The sequence below is a fragment of the Bifidobacterium sp. M0399 genome, from assembly GCF_016100595.1.
Lineage (GTDB): Bacteria > Actinomycetota > Actinomycetes > Actinomycetales > Bifidobacteriaceae > Bombiscardovia > Bombiscardovia polysaccharolytica.
Window position 1 is genome coordinate 679,906 of record NZ_JACFSD010000001.1, and the last position, 16,762, is coordinate 696,667.

Here is a 16,762-nt window from a genome sequence, read left to right on the forward strand (position 1 = left end):
TCAGAGCTTTTCGATTGGTGCCAAGCGCAGCATCAGCCTCTTGGTCCCCTCAGAACCGAAGTCCACGGTCAGGACCGAGTTGTGCCCCTTGTCCTGAATGTCGACAACCTTGCCCAGGCCATACTGGTCGTGGGCCACCCTGTCACCCAGGGAAAAGTCTTGAATGGACAGGCCATTCGATTTTGGTTGGGCTGAGGCCCTGCCAGCGTGTGAGGTTGACGATGAGCTTGTTGTGCTGCGTCTGGTCGTGACTCTTCCATTTCTTGAGGAGGAGCCGCGAGAGCCATACCCTGATGACCCAAACGAACGCTGTGAGGAGGTTCGCGAGCGTCCATACCCACTGCGGGAAGAGCCAAACCCGGATCCGGAGCCAAACCCACCGAATGAGCGATGACCGAACGCTCGGCCATCGCTTTCATCCTCGAAACCACCGAATTCGTCCTCGTCATCACCCAGGTCCCAACCTGCGCGCATCCGCTCGTTTCCTGTCTGTCGACGCTTCCAGTCGATCAACTCGTCAGGGATGTCGTCCAGGAACTGGCTGGGCAGCATCTCATTGACCTGCCCCCACTGAGAGCGGACGGCCGCCCGGGTCAGGTAGAGACGCCGCTTGGCACGAGTCACGCCCACATAGGCCAGCCGACGCTCTTCCTGCATCTCATCGGCATCTTCCAGACAGCGGGAGTGCGGGAAGGTTCCCTGCTCCATGCCGGTCAGGAAGACCACCGGATACTCCAGGCCCTTGGCCGTGTGTAGGGTCATCAGCGTCACCTTGCCTGAGTCGTCGCCGAGGCCTGGCAGCTGGTCCGAGTCGGCCACCAGTGCTGTGGTCTCCAGGAAACCTGCCAAGGTAGCGTCAGGAGTCTTCTGCTCGAACTCGGCGGCCACGGACTGCAACTGGCCAAGGTTCTCAAGCCGGGAGGCATCCTGCGGGTCAACCGACTTGCGAAGCTCATCCAGCATGCCGGACTCCTCCAGAACCTTCTCGACGATCTGAGACGGCTTGGTATCGTGCTCTGCGGCAAAGCCGGTCAAGGAGGTGATCAGATCCCTGAAGGCCTTCATCCGCTTGACCATCAGCGTGGAAGCCCCGGGCACCTCCTCTATATGTTGCACCCCCTCCCAGAAGGAGACCTGATGCAGATCCGCATAGGAGGTCGCCGCTGCCTCGGCACGTGCGGCCAGGCCCCGCTTGGGCACGTTGAGTATCCGCCGCATGTTCACGTCATCCTGGGGATTGGCGATGGCGTGCAGGTATGCCAGGGCGTCCTTGATCTCCTTACGCTCATAGAAGCGGGTCCCACCCACCAGCTGATAAGGCAGGCCGGCATTGATCAACCCCTCTTCCAGGGCGCGGGACTGGGCGTTGGCCCGGTACATGATGGCCATGTCGGAGTAGGGAATGCCCTCCTCGCTGCGCAACCGGGCGATCTCGGTGGCAATCCAGGCGGCCTCCTGCTGGGCGTTGTCGGCTGCATAGCCCACGATGGGCTCACCCTTGCCCAGGGCAGTCCAGAGTTTCTTGGGCTTGCGGCCCTCGTTCTTGACAATGATGGCATTGGCCGCATCCAGAATGGTCTGGGTGGAACGGTAGTTCTGCTCCAGGAGGATGGTCCGGGCTCCGGGGAAGTCCTTTTCAAAGTCCCTGATGTTGCTGATGTCAGCCCCTCGGAAGGCATAGATGGACTGATCCGAATCGCCCACCACGGTAATCCAGGCGGGATCCTGCTTGTCAGCATCGGCGCCGGCCAGCTCGCGCATGAGTACATACTGGGCATGGTTGGTGTCCTGGTACTCGTCCACCAGCACGTAGCGGAAACGATGATGGTAGTACTGCGCCACCATTGGGGATTGTTGGAGCAACTGGACCGTACGTACGATCAGATCGTCGAAGTCGACAGCATTGGCCTGAGCCAGCCGATGCTCATACTCGGCGTAGATTACGGAGTAGAGCTCCTCCTCGTTGCCGAAGCGGGCGGTGATCTGCTGGCCGCGCTGACCGGGCCGGTAGTCGGGGGCGTACTCCTGCAGCTGCGTGCGCCAATCCTGCAGGTTGTTCTTGTAGTCAGATATGTGGCTCAGAATGTTTCTTGGGGTGTAGCGCTTCAGATCAATGTTGAGATCCTTGCCGATCAGCTTGATCAGGCGCTCGGAATCGGCTGTGTCATAGATGGTGAAGCCCGACCGTAAGCCGATCTCCTTGCCATCTCGCCTCAGAATACGTACGCAGGCTGAATGGAAGGTAGACACCCACATGCGGTCGGCCACAGGCCCAATCAACCTACGCAGACGTTCGCGCATCTCGGAGGCCGCCTTGTTGGTGAAGGTGATGGCCAGAATCTGACTGGGCCAGGCACCAAACTGACTGAGGATCCAGGCGATTCTGCGGGTCAGCACCCTGGTCTTGCCTGAGCCTGCGCCTGCCCCGATCAGCAGGGCCGGCCCCTGGTATTGCACTGCCTCGGCCTGACGATCGTTGAGCCCCTTGAGCAGCTCCTTGGCGCTGCGCTGGATCAAGTCCGGTTCCTCGTTCACAAGCCACCTCTTGCCATCTGGTCTCGGTCACCGTCACAGGCCGGATGGCGCACACCCGGCAAACAACCATTTCTACCACAAAGCGGTGTCATCGATCTTGGCTCAAGGGTTAGCCGCAGACATACCGGCAGACATAAAAGACCCCGTCCGCCTTAGATAGGGAAAGCGAACGGGATTTAGTCGGGGAAGTCGAGATGACCCAGTCAGTTGCGCACTTGGTCCTTGGCGTTGTTGACAGCCTCGGTGGCGCCCTGCTCAGCCTTGGCCTTGCCGACCTTGGCATCGGCCTTGGCCTGGTCCATCTTGTCGGAGGCGGCGTCCTTGGCGTCGCCCATCTTGTCCTGGGCAGCGTCCTTGGCGTCGCCCATCTTATCGGCAACGGCGTCCTTGGCATCGGATGCCTTGTCCATAACGGTGTCCTTGACATCGCCAGCGACATCGGAAATCTTCTCGCCGGCAGACTTCATGGCATCCTTTGCATCATCCAGAATCCCCATATGGTCCTCCTTAGGTCCTTGAACGCACCGTGACGATGCGTGACCATTGCGGTCAATTTTCACTGTAACAGTCAGGGCCTTGAATCCGCGGATTGACGGGCTGACACGCCAGGAAGACACTCCAATCCGCTGGAGGTGAAACCTGGCGGATCAGGGCGACGGACAACAGTCCCAGAACCGGGTTATCTTGGTGTCTATCCGTCGGGACCATAGGGGCCCCGCATTCATGACGACAAGGACGATGACATGCAGGAACTTGAGGAGCGAATCCGCCGCCAGGGCACGGTCAAGCCTGGCAATGTACTCAAGGTGGACGCCTTCCTCAACCATCAGTGCGACGTGCGGCTCTTCGACCACATGGGCGCTGAATGGGCCCGCCTGTTCGCTGGACACCAGATCGACAAGATTCTGACCATCGAGGCATCCGGAATCGGCATCGCCTGCCTGGCCGCCCGCCACTTCGGGGACGTGCCGGTGGTCTTCGCCAAGAAGACCCAGTCCATCAACCTTGACGGCGACCAGTACACAGCCCGCATCTACTCCTTCACCAAGCAGCGTGAGTACCCCGTCATCGTGGCCAAGCGCTTCCTCAAGGAAGGCGAGCATGTACTGATCCTTGACGACTTCCTTGCCAAGGGCAACGCCCTGCACGGTCTGATCAACATCTGCCATGACGCCAAGGTCGTCATCGAGGGCATCGGCATCGCCGTGGAGAAGGGATTCCAGGAGGGCGGCCGCACTCTGCGCGAAGAGGGCTACAACCTTAAGTCCCTGGCCATCGTGGAAAGCATGGACCCAGACCAGGGCACCATCACCTTTGCTCAGAATCCAGCCTGAGCAGGTCGGCGCCCGGTCCGGGTCGCAGGAACAATAGCGTCAGTCAACCTGATGCTCGCTGGTGCCGCCCTCCAGAATGGTCTTCACGTCGTTCAGCGAGATGTCGACCATGGCGGTCACGGCGGCATCGGTGTAGAAGCCGATGTGGGGCGAGACCTCCACATTGGGCATGGCCTTGAGGGTCTCCAGTGCCTGGTTGTCGACTTTGGTTCCGCTCAAATCATTTTCGAAGATGCCGGCCTCCCCCTCGATGGTGTCGATGGCGGCACCGGCAATGGACTTGGTCTGCAGGGCCTTGATCAGGGCCGGGGTGTCCACAATGGGGCCTCGGGCGGCGTTGATCAGGAAGGCCGAGGGCTTCATGGCTTCCAGGGCCTGCGCGTTGATCAGATGATGGGTGGTATCGTCCAGCGGCGTATGAACAGTGACGATGTCGGCCCGTTTCAAAAGGGTGGGCAAATCCACGTAATCAAGTGTGTCTGCCAGCTCGGGGCGGTGAACCGGATCGTTGGCGATGACGGTGGAGCCCAGGGCCCGGAAGATTCTGGCCACGGCTGATCCGATCTTGCCGGCGCCGATGATCCCCACAGTCAGGTTATGGATCTCGTGGGCCTGAAGCCCAGCCCATGTATAGTCGTCCTTGGCCTCGCGAGCGCTGGCCTCCCCCAGATGCCGAACCAGACGCATGACCTGGGCCAGAACCAGTTCGGAGACCGACCGGGGCGAGTAGGCAGGTACGTTGGTGACGACCAACCCGTTCTCCCGAGCGGCCTGCAGGTTGACGATGTCATACCCGGTGATCCGCAAAGTGAGTTGCTTGAGACCATACTCCTTGAGCCGCTGGTAGAGCTCAGGCTCGGGCAAGGCAGCGTGCTGCTGGATGACGATTCCGTCGTATCCCTTGATCATGTCAACAGTCTTCATCCCCAGATCGTGATCAGTGGTATCCACTTGAATGTCATTGGCTTGCGCCCAGGCCTGGATGGCCTCCTGCTCGTCGGGACGTACTGAATACATAAGAATGCTGGTCATTTTTCCTGTCCTTTGCAACAGTCTTCATTGATGGTTATTTGTTGGTTCCCGGATGAATCGCTAGAGCAATCAGCTGCGATTTTGAGCGCGCATATAGTCGCCGATCCGCTCCACGGCAGTGTGCAGGTCCTCCATGGAGGCAGCGTAGGAGATGCGGATGTAGCCCTCGCCCCCGGGTCCAAAGCTTGCCCCGGGGATTACCGCCACCTTGGCCTTGCGAGCCAGGTCATAGACGAAGCTCCAGCTGTCGCGCATGCCCTCGGGCAGCCGGGCGAAGATATAGAAGGCGCCCTTGGGATCAATGACATCCAGACCGACCTCGGGCAGGGCCTTGACCAGATAGTCCCGCCGCTTGCGATAGGCTTCGCGCATCGGGTCCGTGTCATTCATACCCTTGGTCAGAGCCTCCTGGGCCGCATACTGTGCGTTGGTGGTCACCGAGGTAATAGTGAACTCGTTAACCTTGCTGATCTGATCAATAACGTCGGCGGGGCCAGCTGCGATGCCGACACGCCATCCAGTCATGGCATGGGACTTTGAAACCCCGCCAAGAACGACTGTCTGCTCGGGCAGGATAGTGCCCATGGACACGTGAGTATCCTGGTAGGTCAGCTCGGCGTAGATCTCATCGCTGAGCACGAAGAAGCCGTGCTTGCGCGCCACCTGGGCCAGAGCCTCCAGATCCTGGCGGGCATAGGTCACCCCGGTGGGATTGGTCGGATAGTTGAGTACCAGGGCCTTGACCGGACCATCGCTGTTTTCGATGGCGGCCTCCAGCTTGTCCGGCTTGAGAATGAAGCCGTCGTCGGAGGTGTCGACAAAGACGGTCTTGGCGCCGCTCAGCTGGGCAATGGGGATGTAGAGCGGGAAGATGGGCGTGGGCAGAATGACCGTATCACCCGGGTTGATCATGGCGGTCAGGCCCGAGAAGATGCCTCCGGTGGCCCCGGCCGTTATCACCATCTGTGTGTCAGGGTCGTAGTCGAGTCCATACTTGGCCTGAAGATAGTCGGCAGCCGCCTTGCGAAGGCTGGGCATACCGCGACTTTCGGTGTAATGACTGTGGTTGTCTTGGATGGCCTGAATGCCCGCCTGCTTGACGTGCTCGGGGGTGAAGAAGTCAGGCTCCCCCAGGGTCAGCTTCACGATGCCGTCTATTCCGGCGATCTCCTTGTTGAATTCGAGTATGTCGCTCGGCGCCAGAGCTTTGACCCTGGCATTCATATGATCCGCCAATGTCATTGGCTTGTCCTTTCCCATGCGGTTACTACAACCATTGTCGCTGGTGCTGCCCTACCGACTATGCGGTGACGATACATGGGAAATGCTGTCGACGACTGCAGGGCCGGTGGGTTCCGATCCATGCAACCGTTCCTACAAGGCACGCGGCGTCACAGATCGAATCCGTGCCACCAATAGGTAAATCGTGTGCCCTGCATGCTGAAACCTCCTGCGGAATCTACAATCAGCATTATTTCTAAAATACAGCGAAGTTCCAGCAATCTTATAAACGCGACCATTATTTGACCAAGCGCTTCCATTTTGCGGACGCGATAAGCATCCAAAATAAACGTGCCTATGACAAGACAGACCAGACTAATCTCGAAATTTCAGAGATTTATCTTAAGGCTCCCTTGGGAGTCTCTCGCAAGCCGCAGCCTGCGAATCCGTAATCAACACATTCAGATACCCCTTCCCATACAAGCTCATCCCGTACCGAAGCATTGGTCGTTTGCATCCTGGGTCCTATCTCTTCACTACGGTCTGTAAACTATGCTCGGCAAGAACGAATTCGGGTAAAAGTCTTGTCAAAGTTGTGTCGCACTACCAAACTCGGACGCGAGATTCGCCTTATCCGACTGTTGCGTCCCTGCATTGAGATCTCTGTCATATACTTTGCCTCAAAGACAGGCAAGAGACAGAATTCTTGGATGTGTCGGCCAAAAGGGGTGAGGAAATGACCATTCGAGTTGCACTGGTCACAGGGGCCACCAGCGGCATTGGGTATGAAACCACTCGAATGCTCGCAGAGCATGGATACCGAGTGTATGCAGCAGGACGACGCGTTCAACGGCTGGAGCCGCTTGGCGACAAGGGGGTGACGGCTGTGCAGATGGACCTGACTGATTCTGCATCCATTGAGAAGGCTGTCGCACGAATTCTGCAGAAGGAAAAACGCGTCGACCTGCTGATCAACAACGCCGGATATGGCTCCTATGGCCCGGTCGAACAGGTCCCCATCGAAGAGGTCCGACGACAATTTGAGGTCAACCTCTTCGGCCTTGCCCGCTTAACCCAGCTGGTACTGCCCGCCATGCGCCGAGCCAGAAGCGGCCGGATCGTGAACACATCATCCATGGCTGGCCGGATGGTCACCTATATGGGTGCCTGGTACCATGCCACCAAGTATGCCCTTGAAGCCTTCAGCGACGCCCTGCGCATGGAAATGCGTCCCTTCGGCATCGACGTGGTCCTGATCGAGCCCGGAGCCATTGCCACCAACTGGGGCGCAATCGCCGCCGACCATCTCCAGACGGTTACTCGGAAGAGTGCCTATCAAGACTCAGGATCCCGAGCTGCTGCAGGGTTGCGCAAACTGTACTCCAGCAAACATTTGACCCAACCATCAACCATCGCCAAGACCATCGTACGTGCCTCGACAGTACGCCATCCCCGTCCACGTTACCTTCTGGGCTTCGGCGCCAAGCCTCTGGTCGCCCTTCATGCTCTGCTCCCCACCCGTGCATGGGACTATCTGATGGTCCATGCTAAGGACTTGTAGACAATAAAAAAGGTATCAAACGATACCCCACCGTCGAGTTTCAAAGGAATAAAGGCATTTAGGGCATGTTCATTCAGATGAACCGGTCCACAGCTTCTTAGATTCACTGCTGCTGAATACAAAAAGCTCGCTTTTGAAAGCCGCCAAGCTATGCACAATGAAGCAGACAGTCAGCAAGGGATTCCGTGGGACAGGATCAGCATCCTTACCACAGAGTCCCTCGCCAATTGGCAGAATTCCGACTCCTCAAGCCTCTAGAGCTTGAGCTCCTAGGAGCGCCTGCTCTGCCGCCATGGGGACTCGTCCCAGTCCATCCAGACCAACATTGAGCAGGTAGTTGATGCCGTACTTGTTCAGATGGGCCTTGTAATCGTGAATGGTCTTCGGGCTCTTCCAGTTCTGGTCATGGTATGAGAATCCCCAGGAATCGTTGATGGTTCCGGCGGTCTCATAAAGGCCGAGCTTTGAGGGTTTGAATCCTTCGACGGAATTGTAATCGACATCTTCCTCCGAGGAGGCTTTGGCGCTGGCATCCGAATCCTCAGGGATCTCGTTGTCTCCCAACGAGACATAGTCGTAGCGACCGTTGCCAAGTCTGGAATTAATCAGGCAGTCGGGCTGTAGGCGCTTGACCGTATCGTAGATGGTCTGACTCTGCTCGTCGCTGAGAGTCATGGGCATGTCGAACCAGGCGACCGATATTTCCCCGTAGTTGCTCATGATCTCTTCGATCTGCGGCATGATCTTGTGCTTGAACGCACGGTCGTAGTTCTTCTCCCCTACAAAGTCCCAGCTGTTGTCCCAGGTGGTGCCCGCCGTCTCGATGTCATTTGAGAGGTATCCGCCGCCATCCGGTTCATGCCAATCCAAATCTTGAGAATAGTAAAGGCCAAATCGCAGGCCAGCCTTGCGGCAGGCCAGGGACAACTCGCCAATTACATCCCGGTGAAATGGTGTCGCGTCATAGACGTTGTAAGCATCTACCAGGGATCGGTACATGGCGAAGCCGTCGTGGTGCTTTGCTGTGACGACCAGATACTGCATGCCGCAACGCTTTGCAAGATCGACTATGGCATCGGCATCGAAGTAGATGGGATTGAAGGCCTGGGTCAGGCGTTCGTACTCCTTGTTGGGAATCTGGAGCTTGGATTGGATCCACTCCGCGTAGTTGCTTGACGACTTTCCCTGGTACTCCCCTCCCAGGAGCGAATAGAGACCCCAGTGAATCATCATTCCATACTTGGCTTGCTTGAACCATTCCACGGTATTGCTCATTACTTACCTCTGTTTCTGCTGATTAACACGAATTGTTCGAACCGGACCTCAGATGGTCAGCTTGCCCTTCTTGACAACGAAAGTATCATAAAGAGCCATACGCACATAGCGGACTCCTGTACACATGATCATGAAACCTGGGTCTTTCTTGCCAAGTACCCTGACCGAAACCCGGAAAGAGGTAACGAGTAACCAGGGAGCCGAGGATCCCGGTGGTATTGGCTGCAAAGCCTTCAAATGACGTAGATAAGGTGCCTAGCATCAAAATCGGTGGACTGCTGTTCACTGTACCTCTTTTGACCCCATGAAGGTTCCTTCCTCGGAACTGTCAGCACATTCCCCATTCGTGATGGGGAGCGATTCCTTCACTCATATACTGCAAAACAACCGGATTCCATGAACCATCTTGGTCATGAATACTTCGAAAGGTACTGTTTTGTTAACAGTATATACCTAATTCAGAATCATACATGCCAAAGACTTCATGTTACTATGAATTATCAAGATCTGCCATAGGGCGATTAGCGAGCACATTATTAGTATCCGGTCTTTAAAGCGACTTAATGGCATGTATGCAAAACTGATATCTGACAAACGATTAAGAGCACAAACATGACATTCTACAAAACAAGAAGTATCTTTAGTAACTGTCATTAACAGACAAGAATAGGATAGAGGACATCATTGCTGTCTGCATGCGAGCAAGGCAAGCCCGCTACTGACAGTTTGCTCTCAAGAGCACGGTCCATCAGCTTGATCATTCGACGAACGGCTGAGGATCGGCACACTAACTGCATTCGTGTTCCGGTCAGGAAGAGCCAAACAACCATACCGACAGAAAGAAACAAGGAAATGTGTGATTCATCCCCGCAGAAAGCCAGTCACGATCAGTCCACTTGGGCATCTATTGCTACCTGGCGGATGGCCTATGAAGGTATGGTCAAGTCCAGTTCCGGTCTTGAAGAGGGCGGCCAGGCGGGCGACGCTGTCGAGAGGCTGATTCAAGAAGTTGAGGCCAACCCGGATTACACCTCCGTCGGTTATGGCGCCTTGCCGAACCGGGAAGGCGAGATGGAGATGGATGCCGCTTTCATGGACGGGAACAGCATGGCCTTGGGCGCAGTGGCCGGCATCCAGCATGTACTCCACCCCATATCCGTGGCAAGGCAACTGAGTCGACGCCATACCAGCAGCTTTCTAGTCGGACAGGGTGCGACCCGCTACGCCCAGGTCAACGGGTTCGAAATGCGCAACATGCTGACGGACAGAGCAAGAAAACGTTGGGAGCTGGAAGCCGCCAAGACCACAACACCGGAGTCCGCCGGCCCCTATCGAGGGCACGATACGGTCGGGACCATCTCCTTGGACGCGCATGGTTCGATGGCTGCTGGCACATCAACATCGGGGCTTTTCATGAAGGAACCGGGCAGAGTAGGCGATTCACCCCTGCCCGGCTCGGGCTTCTATGTGGACAGCTCCATCGGAGGGGCGGCCGCCACCGGGCTGGGAGAAGACATCATGAAGGGATGTCTCTCTTATCGGATCGTCGCTCTGATGGGCAGCGGATTGACCCCTCAAAAGGCCTGCGATTCTGCAGTCTACGAATTTGACGACCTCCTGAGGAACCGCTACAGCAAGGCCGGCGAGATCTCCCTGATTGCTCTCAACACAAGAGGGGAATGGGGGGTGGCAACCAACGTGGAGTTCACCTTCTGTACAGCCCGGAAAGGCGAGGAGATTCGCATACTCATGGCCAATCCGGACGGCAAGGGGGGAACACGAATCGAACCAGTGACTAAGGAATGGCTGCAGGAATATAAACGCTCGCTCAAGGCACCGATCAAATGAACGTTACAAAAAATAAGCAAGATGAGCTACACCAAAATAATTGTCAGAATACAGAACGCCCTCAATCAAGGCCGGCTGTACTCCTTAAAACCCCTTAACTGTATCCCCACTTAACTAGGTGCTCACTGCCGGACCCTTGCCCCTTGGGCAAGCGCCCGGCAAACAATTCAGAGGGACAGTCAAATAGATGCACCTCTAGAGGTACAATCATGTTTCTCAATGGGGACATTACCAATCAAACAATAAGTGAAACAATTTTTTATACGTCAATCTATTTACCGCAGATTGTCAGGTAGGTAAGGAAGGAAATCGAAAAGGGGATTAGTCGGGTACAAACGTACATTAAATAATGAGGATTGTAAGTTTAAATTTATGTGGATCAAAATTCCCAATATTTTGCCTTTTAAGGAAAGGCAAAGAGACCACACCACTGAGAATGTGTACTGTACGGCGGCATGACCTCCGTCCGTGTCCCACCGACGAACCTGAATTCGCCTTCGATGCAATCGACCAGCCCCTTTATGCTCGCATATGGAAATCAGAGGTCTGTTTGGACAGCATGCTGTTGTTATATAATTGTTATGAAATTAAGTCGTAGGCGATGCTGTTGTACTGAGCATTTGAATTTGAATTTTTATCTGATAATTCTCTCCGTTTTATTGCAGATAGTAATGGGCCGCCTCGTTTGCATATCCATAAATGTAGGCCTGCATTACGACCCAATCCACAGGAATGTTGGCTTACATGCAGATGACTACGAAATCACTCATCTCAGGGTACCTGACGTATGCTACCCCATATGACCTCCCAGCACTTTCTGAAATAGATGCTCCAGGATCTACGTCAGCTACGCCAGCGATTCTGTCTCTTATCGGGAAGCCCTCCGTAGCTTGTGGAGTAGCTGTGTCGAATATCATGGGATCCATTGTTTCTAATATCGCTAACGGTTGCTGACCCCTGAATCAACATGAGTAAACAAATTAGTAAAACAAGAACGTTGGCATTAATCGGAAGGAACCGAATATGTCAACCACTTCATTGAACGCCGAGAGTCTTAGACCTATGCCTCCCCTGCGGAACTCACGCTTAGGGATTTTGATACCGCTCCGGTGCTCTCGCCGACACCGTCAATTGTCTCATTCTTTACCGCCCCCACAGTTGAGTGAGGTCAGTTCTGCATTGGGGTTTCGGCGGCTCCTGTGACGACGACTCTCGCCACTGTATGCTAGAAGTGGTCAGCACTTCAGCGGCCAGAAAATGAGCACCAGGAACTTTGAGAGGAAAAGCCATGAGCTTAACCAATGACAACAATCCGAGGATCGAAGTCACGATGATATTTGCTGACTGCAAAGACCCGATGGCTGCGGCAGTGAAATGGGCTCAAAGCATCGCCACTTCTGAGGAAATAGATCCTAGCAAGGATCAAGTCGTGTTTATCCGTGAACTCAGGCGCGCAGAGCCGAGTCTAAGCCTGAAATCAGCCGTGTACCTTGCCCAAGTGATCGCGAGAACTTCCCGAATCGAACGCAATGCAAATGGAACAGGCATCAAGAGTCTGCTGGACACCGATCGCAATATTCCGTGAGTCCCACCCGTCCCATTCAAGCGAATAGGACATACTGGACATATGGGTATGCCTCGAAGTCATCTAATTTACTACACATCGGGCTCACCATGATTGGGACTGTTTTGTTTAGCTACACCTTCTCCCCCAGCAAGATAATGCTTGCCGCTTTCTCCGCTGCTATGTGTCGATGAACCGACTTCCCCTTTTTACCGGATGTAAGACCAGTGTGGCCATACTCTGGTCTTGATGATTGCTGATGGTGCTTCCCGCAATGCCTGCGTGGATTGCTGAAGATCTCGGTCAGACGTGTCTTGGACTACTTCGTTAAAACTTTGCCCATCGCAATAATCGGAGCCGGTGAAGAGCTCTCCAATTGCGCTATAGAAGACTTCGAGTAATCGCGTGCTTACCCGCAGTATTTATCTCATCAGCAATTATGCTGGCTTTTCGTTTTCTATAGCTAATGTACGGCTAAGTCGTTTGGTATACATGTCAACCAAAGGAGATTGATATGCGGTCAAAGAATACACAAGCTACTGACCCTAGTGGACGCAAGCGTGTCAGCGGGGCTGATGTTGATGTTACTGGAACAGCTGGCGCCTTCGAACTCACTACAACAGCGCAAAAGCCAAGGATCGAACAGGTTCAAACAGGAGAAGATAGTTCATCACTCAGCACTGCAGAACTTGATCAATTGACCGATTGACTGGATCAGCTTTTAACAGAGATTAAAAATGCTGACCCCGGGACCATTCCACATTTCGCTGAAAACTGGGTAACTTCTTAGCTAGCGCAACATTCTCTTATAACTGACCTTCAAATAACCAGATCCGACCAAGGTTTAATTTGGGAGGGTTCATTTTAGATAAGACTGATCGTTACCCAATACGGCGTCCAGGTCTCTGAAATCGTCAGCGGAATCAGTACACTACGCAAAGTCTAGAACGGAATTCCCAGTACAAATGGGTACTGCAATCCGGTTATGCTGCAGCTCTGATTGGAGGAAATGTCCTCAGAGTCCTGTTGGAAATAATTGGAATTGACAGAGTAGCACGGGAGCACTTCAGCTGATTTATGTTCTGAGTATTTGCAATTCTGATGACCACTGACACCGGAAAAGTTAATGGTTGCCAACTTTTCTTGTAATTAAAGGAGGGCCGAATGAAACCAAGAAGAGACGCGGAACGGGTTCCGCCTTCATTTATAGATATCTGGATTGGCAATATTATCGTTAGCGGCATTGAAGGGGTGGTATTTACACCGAGAACTTTCTGGTTGTAACCGTTTTTCAAAAACTGCGTATACAAGTTTAACAATTCACGTGGCTACCCAGCTGATACTTGTATTCCTTATACATTCAATCAAAAAAAGATCATGGACAGTCCTTCATGGCAAGTGGTGCCAGTTGAGATACATAGCTATTACGCTGGTTATTACTCCTCCTATCGCAATTTTATGCTCGGATGGAGGCCATCCTCATGGTCTTAATTCTTGCGTTCATTGCTGGCAGTTTAGCCAGCAAATCACTATTCCTAGCATCTACAGCTTTCAAAAAGAAGGAACGATAGTGATGGACAAAAACCGTTTATCATTCTTGACTGTTTAGTCAAATAATGCTATCTTGGCGAGCATGGGTCGCAAGAGAAGCTTCGATGATGATGAGGTGCTTGCCCGTGCCCGCGAGGTTTTCTTGGAGCATGGCTATGAGGGCACGTCGATCGATGCTCTCGTCAAGGCCACGGGTCTGCTCCGAGGTAGTCTCTACGGTGCGTTCGGCAGCAAGCGTGGCATGTTCGTAGCTGCGCTGCATGATGCAACGGATTCTGAATCGCGCGATTCAAAAGTGCTCAATCTGGTATTGGTGGCACTCATGGAGCTGTCAGATCATGATTTGGAGGTTCGTGGGCTGGTCAGGGATTACCTTGTGAAGCTGTCCTGCTCGGAATCAGGCGATACCAACGCCGTCACCGTTAATGTCGCCACGCTCCTTGGCGAGAGGCTGCTGCAACGTGCACATGTTCAGTTGCAGTCTGATAATGAAAGAAACAAGTCATGAACAACAAGGTGGCAATTGTCGGGCGAACACTGGAGATTGAACCACAGGGTTTAGATAAAATGTGGTCGTTCAAGCGAAAATTAGTGATGCCAATCGAGCATGTTCTAGGTGCGAGCGAGGATCCGGGCATTCTTGATGATGCCAAAGGCTGGCGTGCACTCGGCCTTCATGTTCCCGGTAAATGGGCCGGTACATTCACCGAGCATGGGGAGATAACATTCTGGAATGTCACCAGACCGGAAAGTCCCATAGTCATCCAACTCAAGGGCGAACACTATGACCGACTGGTGCTCGGGGTGGAACATCCCCATGAGTTGGTCAACCGGATCAACGCGGCCATCAGCGAGCAACAAAGAACGAATTGTAGCATCTGAGTTCTTCTATCGACCATTGACATTTAATAGCCCAAGCACCAAATACATGGGCCGACAAGTCATCTGACCAGCGATACTGTCTTTGACACATTGCCATATGGCTTGTCGACCCAGATACTCACTCCCACTCGATGGTTGCCGGAGGCTTCGAGGTGCAATCCAGGACCACGCGGTTGATGCCCGGGCACTCGTTGGTGATGCGTGTAGAAATAGTGGCCAGCACGTCATAGGGCAGACGTGTCCAGTCGGCGGTCATGGCATCCTCAGAGGAAACTGGACGCAGCACAATCGGCGAGCCATAGGTGCGTTCGTCACCCTGCACACCTACCGAATGCACATTGGCCAGCAGCACCACCGGGCACTGCCATATCTGCCGATCCAGTCCGGCTCGCGACAGCTCCTCGCGGGCGATGGCATCAGCCTCACGCAGAGTCTCCAAGCGTTCACGGGTGATTTCGCCAATGATGCGGATGCCCAGACCAGGACCCGGGAAGGGCTGACGCCAGACAATCTGATCAGGCAGGCCCAGTTCGGTGCCAATGGCCCGGACCTCATCCTTAAAGAGAGTGCGCAGGGGCTCGATCAGCTTGAACTTGACGTCCTTGGGCAGACCACCCACATTGTGGTGGGACTTGATATTGGCCGCTCCGTCTCCACCGCCAGACTCGACCACGTCAGGGTAGAGTGTGCCCTGCACCAGGAACTTGACTTCCTTGCCGGTCTTGCCGGCCTCCTCAATCACCTGCCGCTGAGCCTTTTCAAAGGTGCGGATGAACTTCTCTCCAATGATCTTGCGCTTGCGCTCAGGCTCGGAAACGCCCTTGAGTGCACTCAGGAAGTCCTGCGAAGCATCCACGGCAATCAGTTTGATGCCAGTGGCCGCCACGAAATCATGCTTGACCTGCTCGGCCTCCCCCTTGCGCAAGAGCCCATGATCAACAAAGACACAGGTCAGCTGGTCGCCGACGGCCCTATGGACCAGGGCGGCCGCCACGGCTGAATCAACGCCGCCCGACAGGCCGCAGATGACCTGGTCATCACCCACCGTACGACGGATTTTCTCCACCTGCTCCTCGATGATTCCCGAAGCGTTCCAATCCGACGGCAGTCCGGCGCACTGATGCAGGAAGCAGTCGATCAGGTCCTGCCCCAGAGGAGTGTTGGTCACCTCGGGATGCCACTGGACCCCGTACAGCCCCCTGGAAGGATCCTGCATGGCCGCCACCGGAGCACCCTCGGTATGCGCCAAAACCTCAAAGCCCTCAGGCGCACGGTTGACGGCAACACCATGGCTCATCCACACATCCTGCCGTGTGGGTGAATCCTGCAGTATCCCCCTGGCACTGTCAATAAAGGCCTCGGTCTTGCCATACTCCCCCAGGGCCGCCTTGTCCACCTCGCCGCCCAGCTCATGAGCCATGACCTGGAAGCCATAGCAGATGCCCAGCACAGGCACCCCCGACTCGAAAATCCTCTTATCAATGGTAGGCGCCCCATCCACGTAGACGGAGGCCGGGCCGCCGGAGAGGATGACCGCTTTGGGATCCTTGGCCAACATCTGCTCCAGGCTCATCGAATGAGGCACCAGCTCGGAGTAGACCCCTGCCTCCCTGACTCGACGAGCGATCAGCTGAGCGTACTGCGCACCGAAATCGACCACCAGGACGGGACCCTGTGCCATATGACTCCTTATATATATGTAAGCTATATCTGCAACGGATGTCCAAGAGCGACGATTCAACGCCCGCGGACAAGTCCAGTATGGTTGCAGTTTTCGACAATGCTACCGTCATTGCGGCCTGGTCGCACCCCCAGAGGAAATACATGCCTGCAAGCAGACAATTCCATCGCATTTTCTCACAAGAGCGAACACACACTGCAAGAAAACGTTCAGAAAAGTCTGCTCGTTCACGTACCATGTAGGCATTGGGTACGGACCCGGCAGATGCCTGAAATGAC

General features: G+C 54.7%; 13 protein-coding genes. 7 read left to right on the forward strand and 6 right to left on the reverse strand.

The features are described from left to right. The gene (locus H3V09_RS02755) at nucleotides 1-2,535 is read right to left on the reverse strand and encodes a UvrD-helicase domain-containing protein (protein WP_198190857.1); all 2,535 of its coding nucleotides are present in this window, start codon (nucleotides 2,533-2,535) and stop codon (nucleotides 1-3) included. A gap of 203 nt (nucleotides 2,536-2,738) precedes the next feature. Continuing rightward, entirely contained in the window at nucleotides 2,739-3,032 is a 294-nt protein-coding gene (locus H3V09_RS02760) for a hypothetical protein (RefSeq protein WP_045924523.1), read from the reverse strand. A 246-nt stretch (nucleotides 3,033-3,278) separates the two neighbouring features. Between H3V09_RS02760 and H3V09_RS02765 the strand changes: the two genes are divergently transcribed. Next, nucleotides 3,279-3,869, forward strand: coding sequence for a xanthine phosphoribosyltransferase (locus H3V09_RS02765; protein ID WP_121913463.1), 591 nt, complete (start codon nucleotides 3,279-3,281; stop codon nucleotides 3,867-3,869). 39 nt (nucleotides 3,870-3,908) lie between these two features. On the opposite strand, the gene H3V09_RS02770 is transcribed toward H3V09_RS02765, so the two are convergent. After that, nucleotides 3,909-4,901: a D-2-hydroxyacid dehydrogenase gene (locus H3V09_RS02770; RefSeq protein WP_198190858.1), complete on the reverse strand. Its 993-nt coding sequence runs from the start codon at nucleotides 4,899-4,901 to the stop codon at nucleotides 3,909-3,911. A 69-nt stretch (nucleotides 4,902-4,970) separates the two neighbouring features. Then, complete coding sequence (locus H3V09_RS02775; protein ID WP_198190859.1) at nucleotides 4,971-6,143, reverse strand: aminotransferase class I/II-fold pyridoxal phosphate-dependent enzyme; 1,173 nt, start codon at nucleotides 6,141-6,143, stop codon at nucleotides 4,971-4,973. 715 nt (nucleotides 6,144-6,858) lie between these two features. Here H3V09_RS02775 and H3V09_RS02780 point away from each other — a divergent pair. Then, nucleotides 6,859-7,683 (forward strand): oxidoreductase, encoded by an 825-nt coding sequence (locus tag H3V09_RS02780; protein WP_198190860.1) that lies wholly within the window; start codon nucleotides 6,859-6,861, stop codon nucleotides 7,681-7,683. A 246-nt stretch (nucleotides 7,684-7,929) separates the two neighbouring features. On the opposite strand, the gene H3V09_RS02785 is transcribed toward H3V09_RS02780, so the two are convergent. Beyond that, nucleotides 7,930-8,958 carry an alpha-L-fucosidase gene (locus tag H3V09_RS02785; protein ID WP_198190861.1) on the reverse strand — a complete coding sequence of 343 codons (1,029 nt, stop codon included), beginning with the start codon at nucleotides 8,956-8,958 and terminating at the stop codon, nucleotides 7,930-7,932. An 852-nt stretch (nucleotides 8,959-9,810) separates the two neighbouring features. Between H3V09_RS02785 and H3V09_RS02790 the strand changes: the two genes are divergently transcribed. The 5 genes from H3V09_RS02790 (at nucleotide 9,811) to H3V09_RS02810 (ending at nucleotide 14,803) form a co-directional block, all read left to right on the forward strand. Beyond that, on the forward strand, nucleotides 9,811-10,806 hold the full coding sequence (locus H3V09_RS02790; protein ID WP_198199027.1) for a N(4)-(beta-N-acetylglucosaminyl)-L-asparaginase: 996 nt from the start codon (nucleotides 9,811-9,813) through the stop codon (nucleotides 10,804-10,806). A gap of 1,288 nt (nucleotides 10,807-12,094) precedes the next feature. Beyond that, nucleotides 12,095-12,391: a hypothetical protein gene (locus H3V09_RS02795; RefSeq protein WP_198190863.1), complete on the forward strand. Its 297-nt coding sequence runs from the start codon at nucleotides 12,095-12,097 to the stop codon at nucleotides 12,389-12,391. A 493-nt stretch (nucleotides 12,392-12,884) separates the two neighbouring features. Next, a complete protein-coding gene (locus H3V09_RS02800) occupies nucleotides 12,885-13,079 on the forward strand; it encodes a hypothetical protein (protein ID WP_198190864.1) in 195 nt (64 codons plus the stop codon). A 924-nt stretch (nucleotides 13,080-14,003) separates the two neighbouring features. Beyond that, nucleotides 14,004-14,429: a helix-turn-helix domain-containing protein gene (locus H3V09_RS02805; RefSeq protein ID WP_198190865.1), complete on the forward strand. Its 426-nt coding sequence runs from the start codon at nucleotides 14,004-14,006 to the stop codon at nucleotides 14,427-14,429. Continuing rightward, entirely contained in the window at nucleotides 14,426-14,803 is a 378-nt protein-coding gene (locus tag H3V09_RS02810; RefSeq protein WP_046322998.1) for a hypothetical protein, read from the forward strand. The genes H3V09_RS02805 and H3V09_RS02810 overlap by 4 nt, the downstream gene beginning before the upstream one ends. 118 nt (nucleotides 14,804-14,921) lie before the next feature. On the opposite strand, the gene guaA is transcribed toward H3V09_RS02810, so the two are convergent. After that, the gene (gene guaA / locus H3V09_RS02815; protein ID WP_198190866.1) at nucleotides 14,922-16,484 is read right to left on the reverse strand and encodes a glutamine-hydrolyzing GMP synthase; all 1,563 of its coding nucleotides are present in this window, start codon (nucleotides 16,482-16,484) and stop codon (nucleotides 14,922-14,924) included. Nucleotides 16,485-16,762 lie beyond the last annotated feature (278 nt).

Coding starts and splice junctions, on each gene's coding strand:
- guaA (WP_198190866.1), bottom strand. CDS start 16,484: ATGGCACAGGGTCCCGTCCTGGTGGTCGATTTCGGTGCGCAGTACGCT.
- H3V09_RS02760 (WP_045924523.1), bottom strand. CDS start 3,032: ATGGGGATTCTGGATGATGCAAAGGATGCCATGAAGTCTGCCGGCGAG.
- H3V09_RS02780 (WP_198190860.1), top strand. CDS start 6,859: ATGACCATTCGAGTTGCACTGGTCACAGGGGCCACCAGCGGCATTGGG.
- H3V09_RS02805 (WP_198190865.1), top strand. CDS start 14,004: ATGGGTCGCAAGAGAAGCTTCGATGATGATGAGGTGCTTGCCCGTGCC.
- H3V09_RS02800 (WP_198190864.1), top strand. CDS start 12,885: ATGCGGTCAAAGAATACACAAGCTACTGACCCTAGTGGACGCAAGCGT.
- H3V09_RS02795 (WP_198190863.1), top strand. CDS start 12,095: ATGAGCTTAACCAATGACAACAATCCGAGGATCGAAGTCACGATGATA.
- H3V09_RS02765 (WP_121913463.1), top strand. CDS start 3,279: ATGCAGGAACTTGAGGAGCGAATCCGCCGCCAGGGCACGGTCAAGCCT.
- H3V09_RS02790 (WP_198199027.1), top strand. CDS start 9,811: ATGTGTGATTCATCCCCGCAGAAAGCCAGTCACGATCAGTCCACTTGG.
- H3V09_RS02770 (WP_198190858.1), bottom strand. CDS start 4,901: ATGACCAGCATTCTTATGTATTCAGTACGTCCCGACGAGCAGGAGGCC.
- H3V09_RS02785 (WP_198190861.1), bottom strand. CDS start 8,958: ATGAGCAATACCGTGGAATGGTTCAAGCAAGCCAAGTATGGAATGATG.
- H3V09_RS02810 (WP_046322998.1), top strand. CDS start 14,426: ATGAACAACAAGGTGGCAATTGTCGGGCGAACACTGGAGATTGAACCA.
- H3V09_RS02775 (WP_198190859.1), bottom strand. CDS start 6,143: ATGACATTGGCGGATCATATGAATGCCAGGGTCAAAGCTCTGGCGCCG.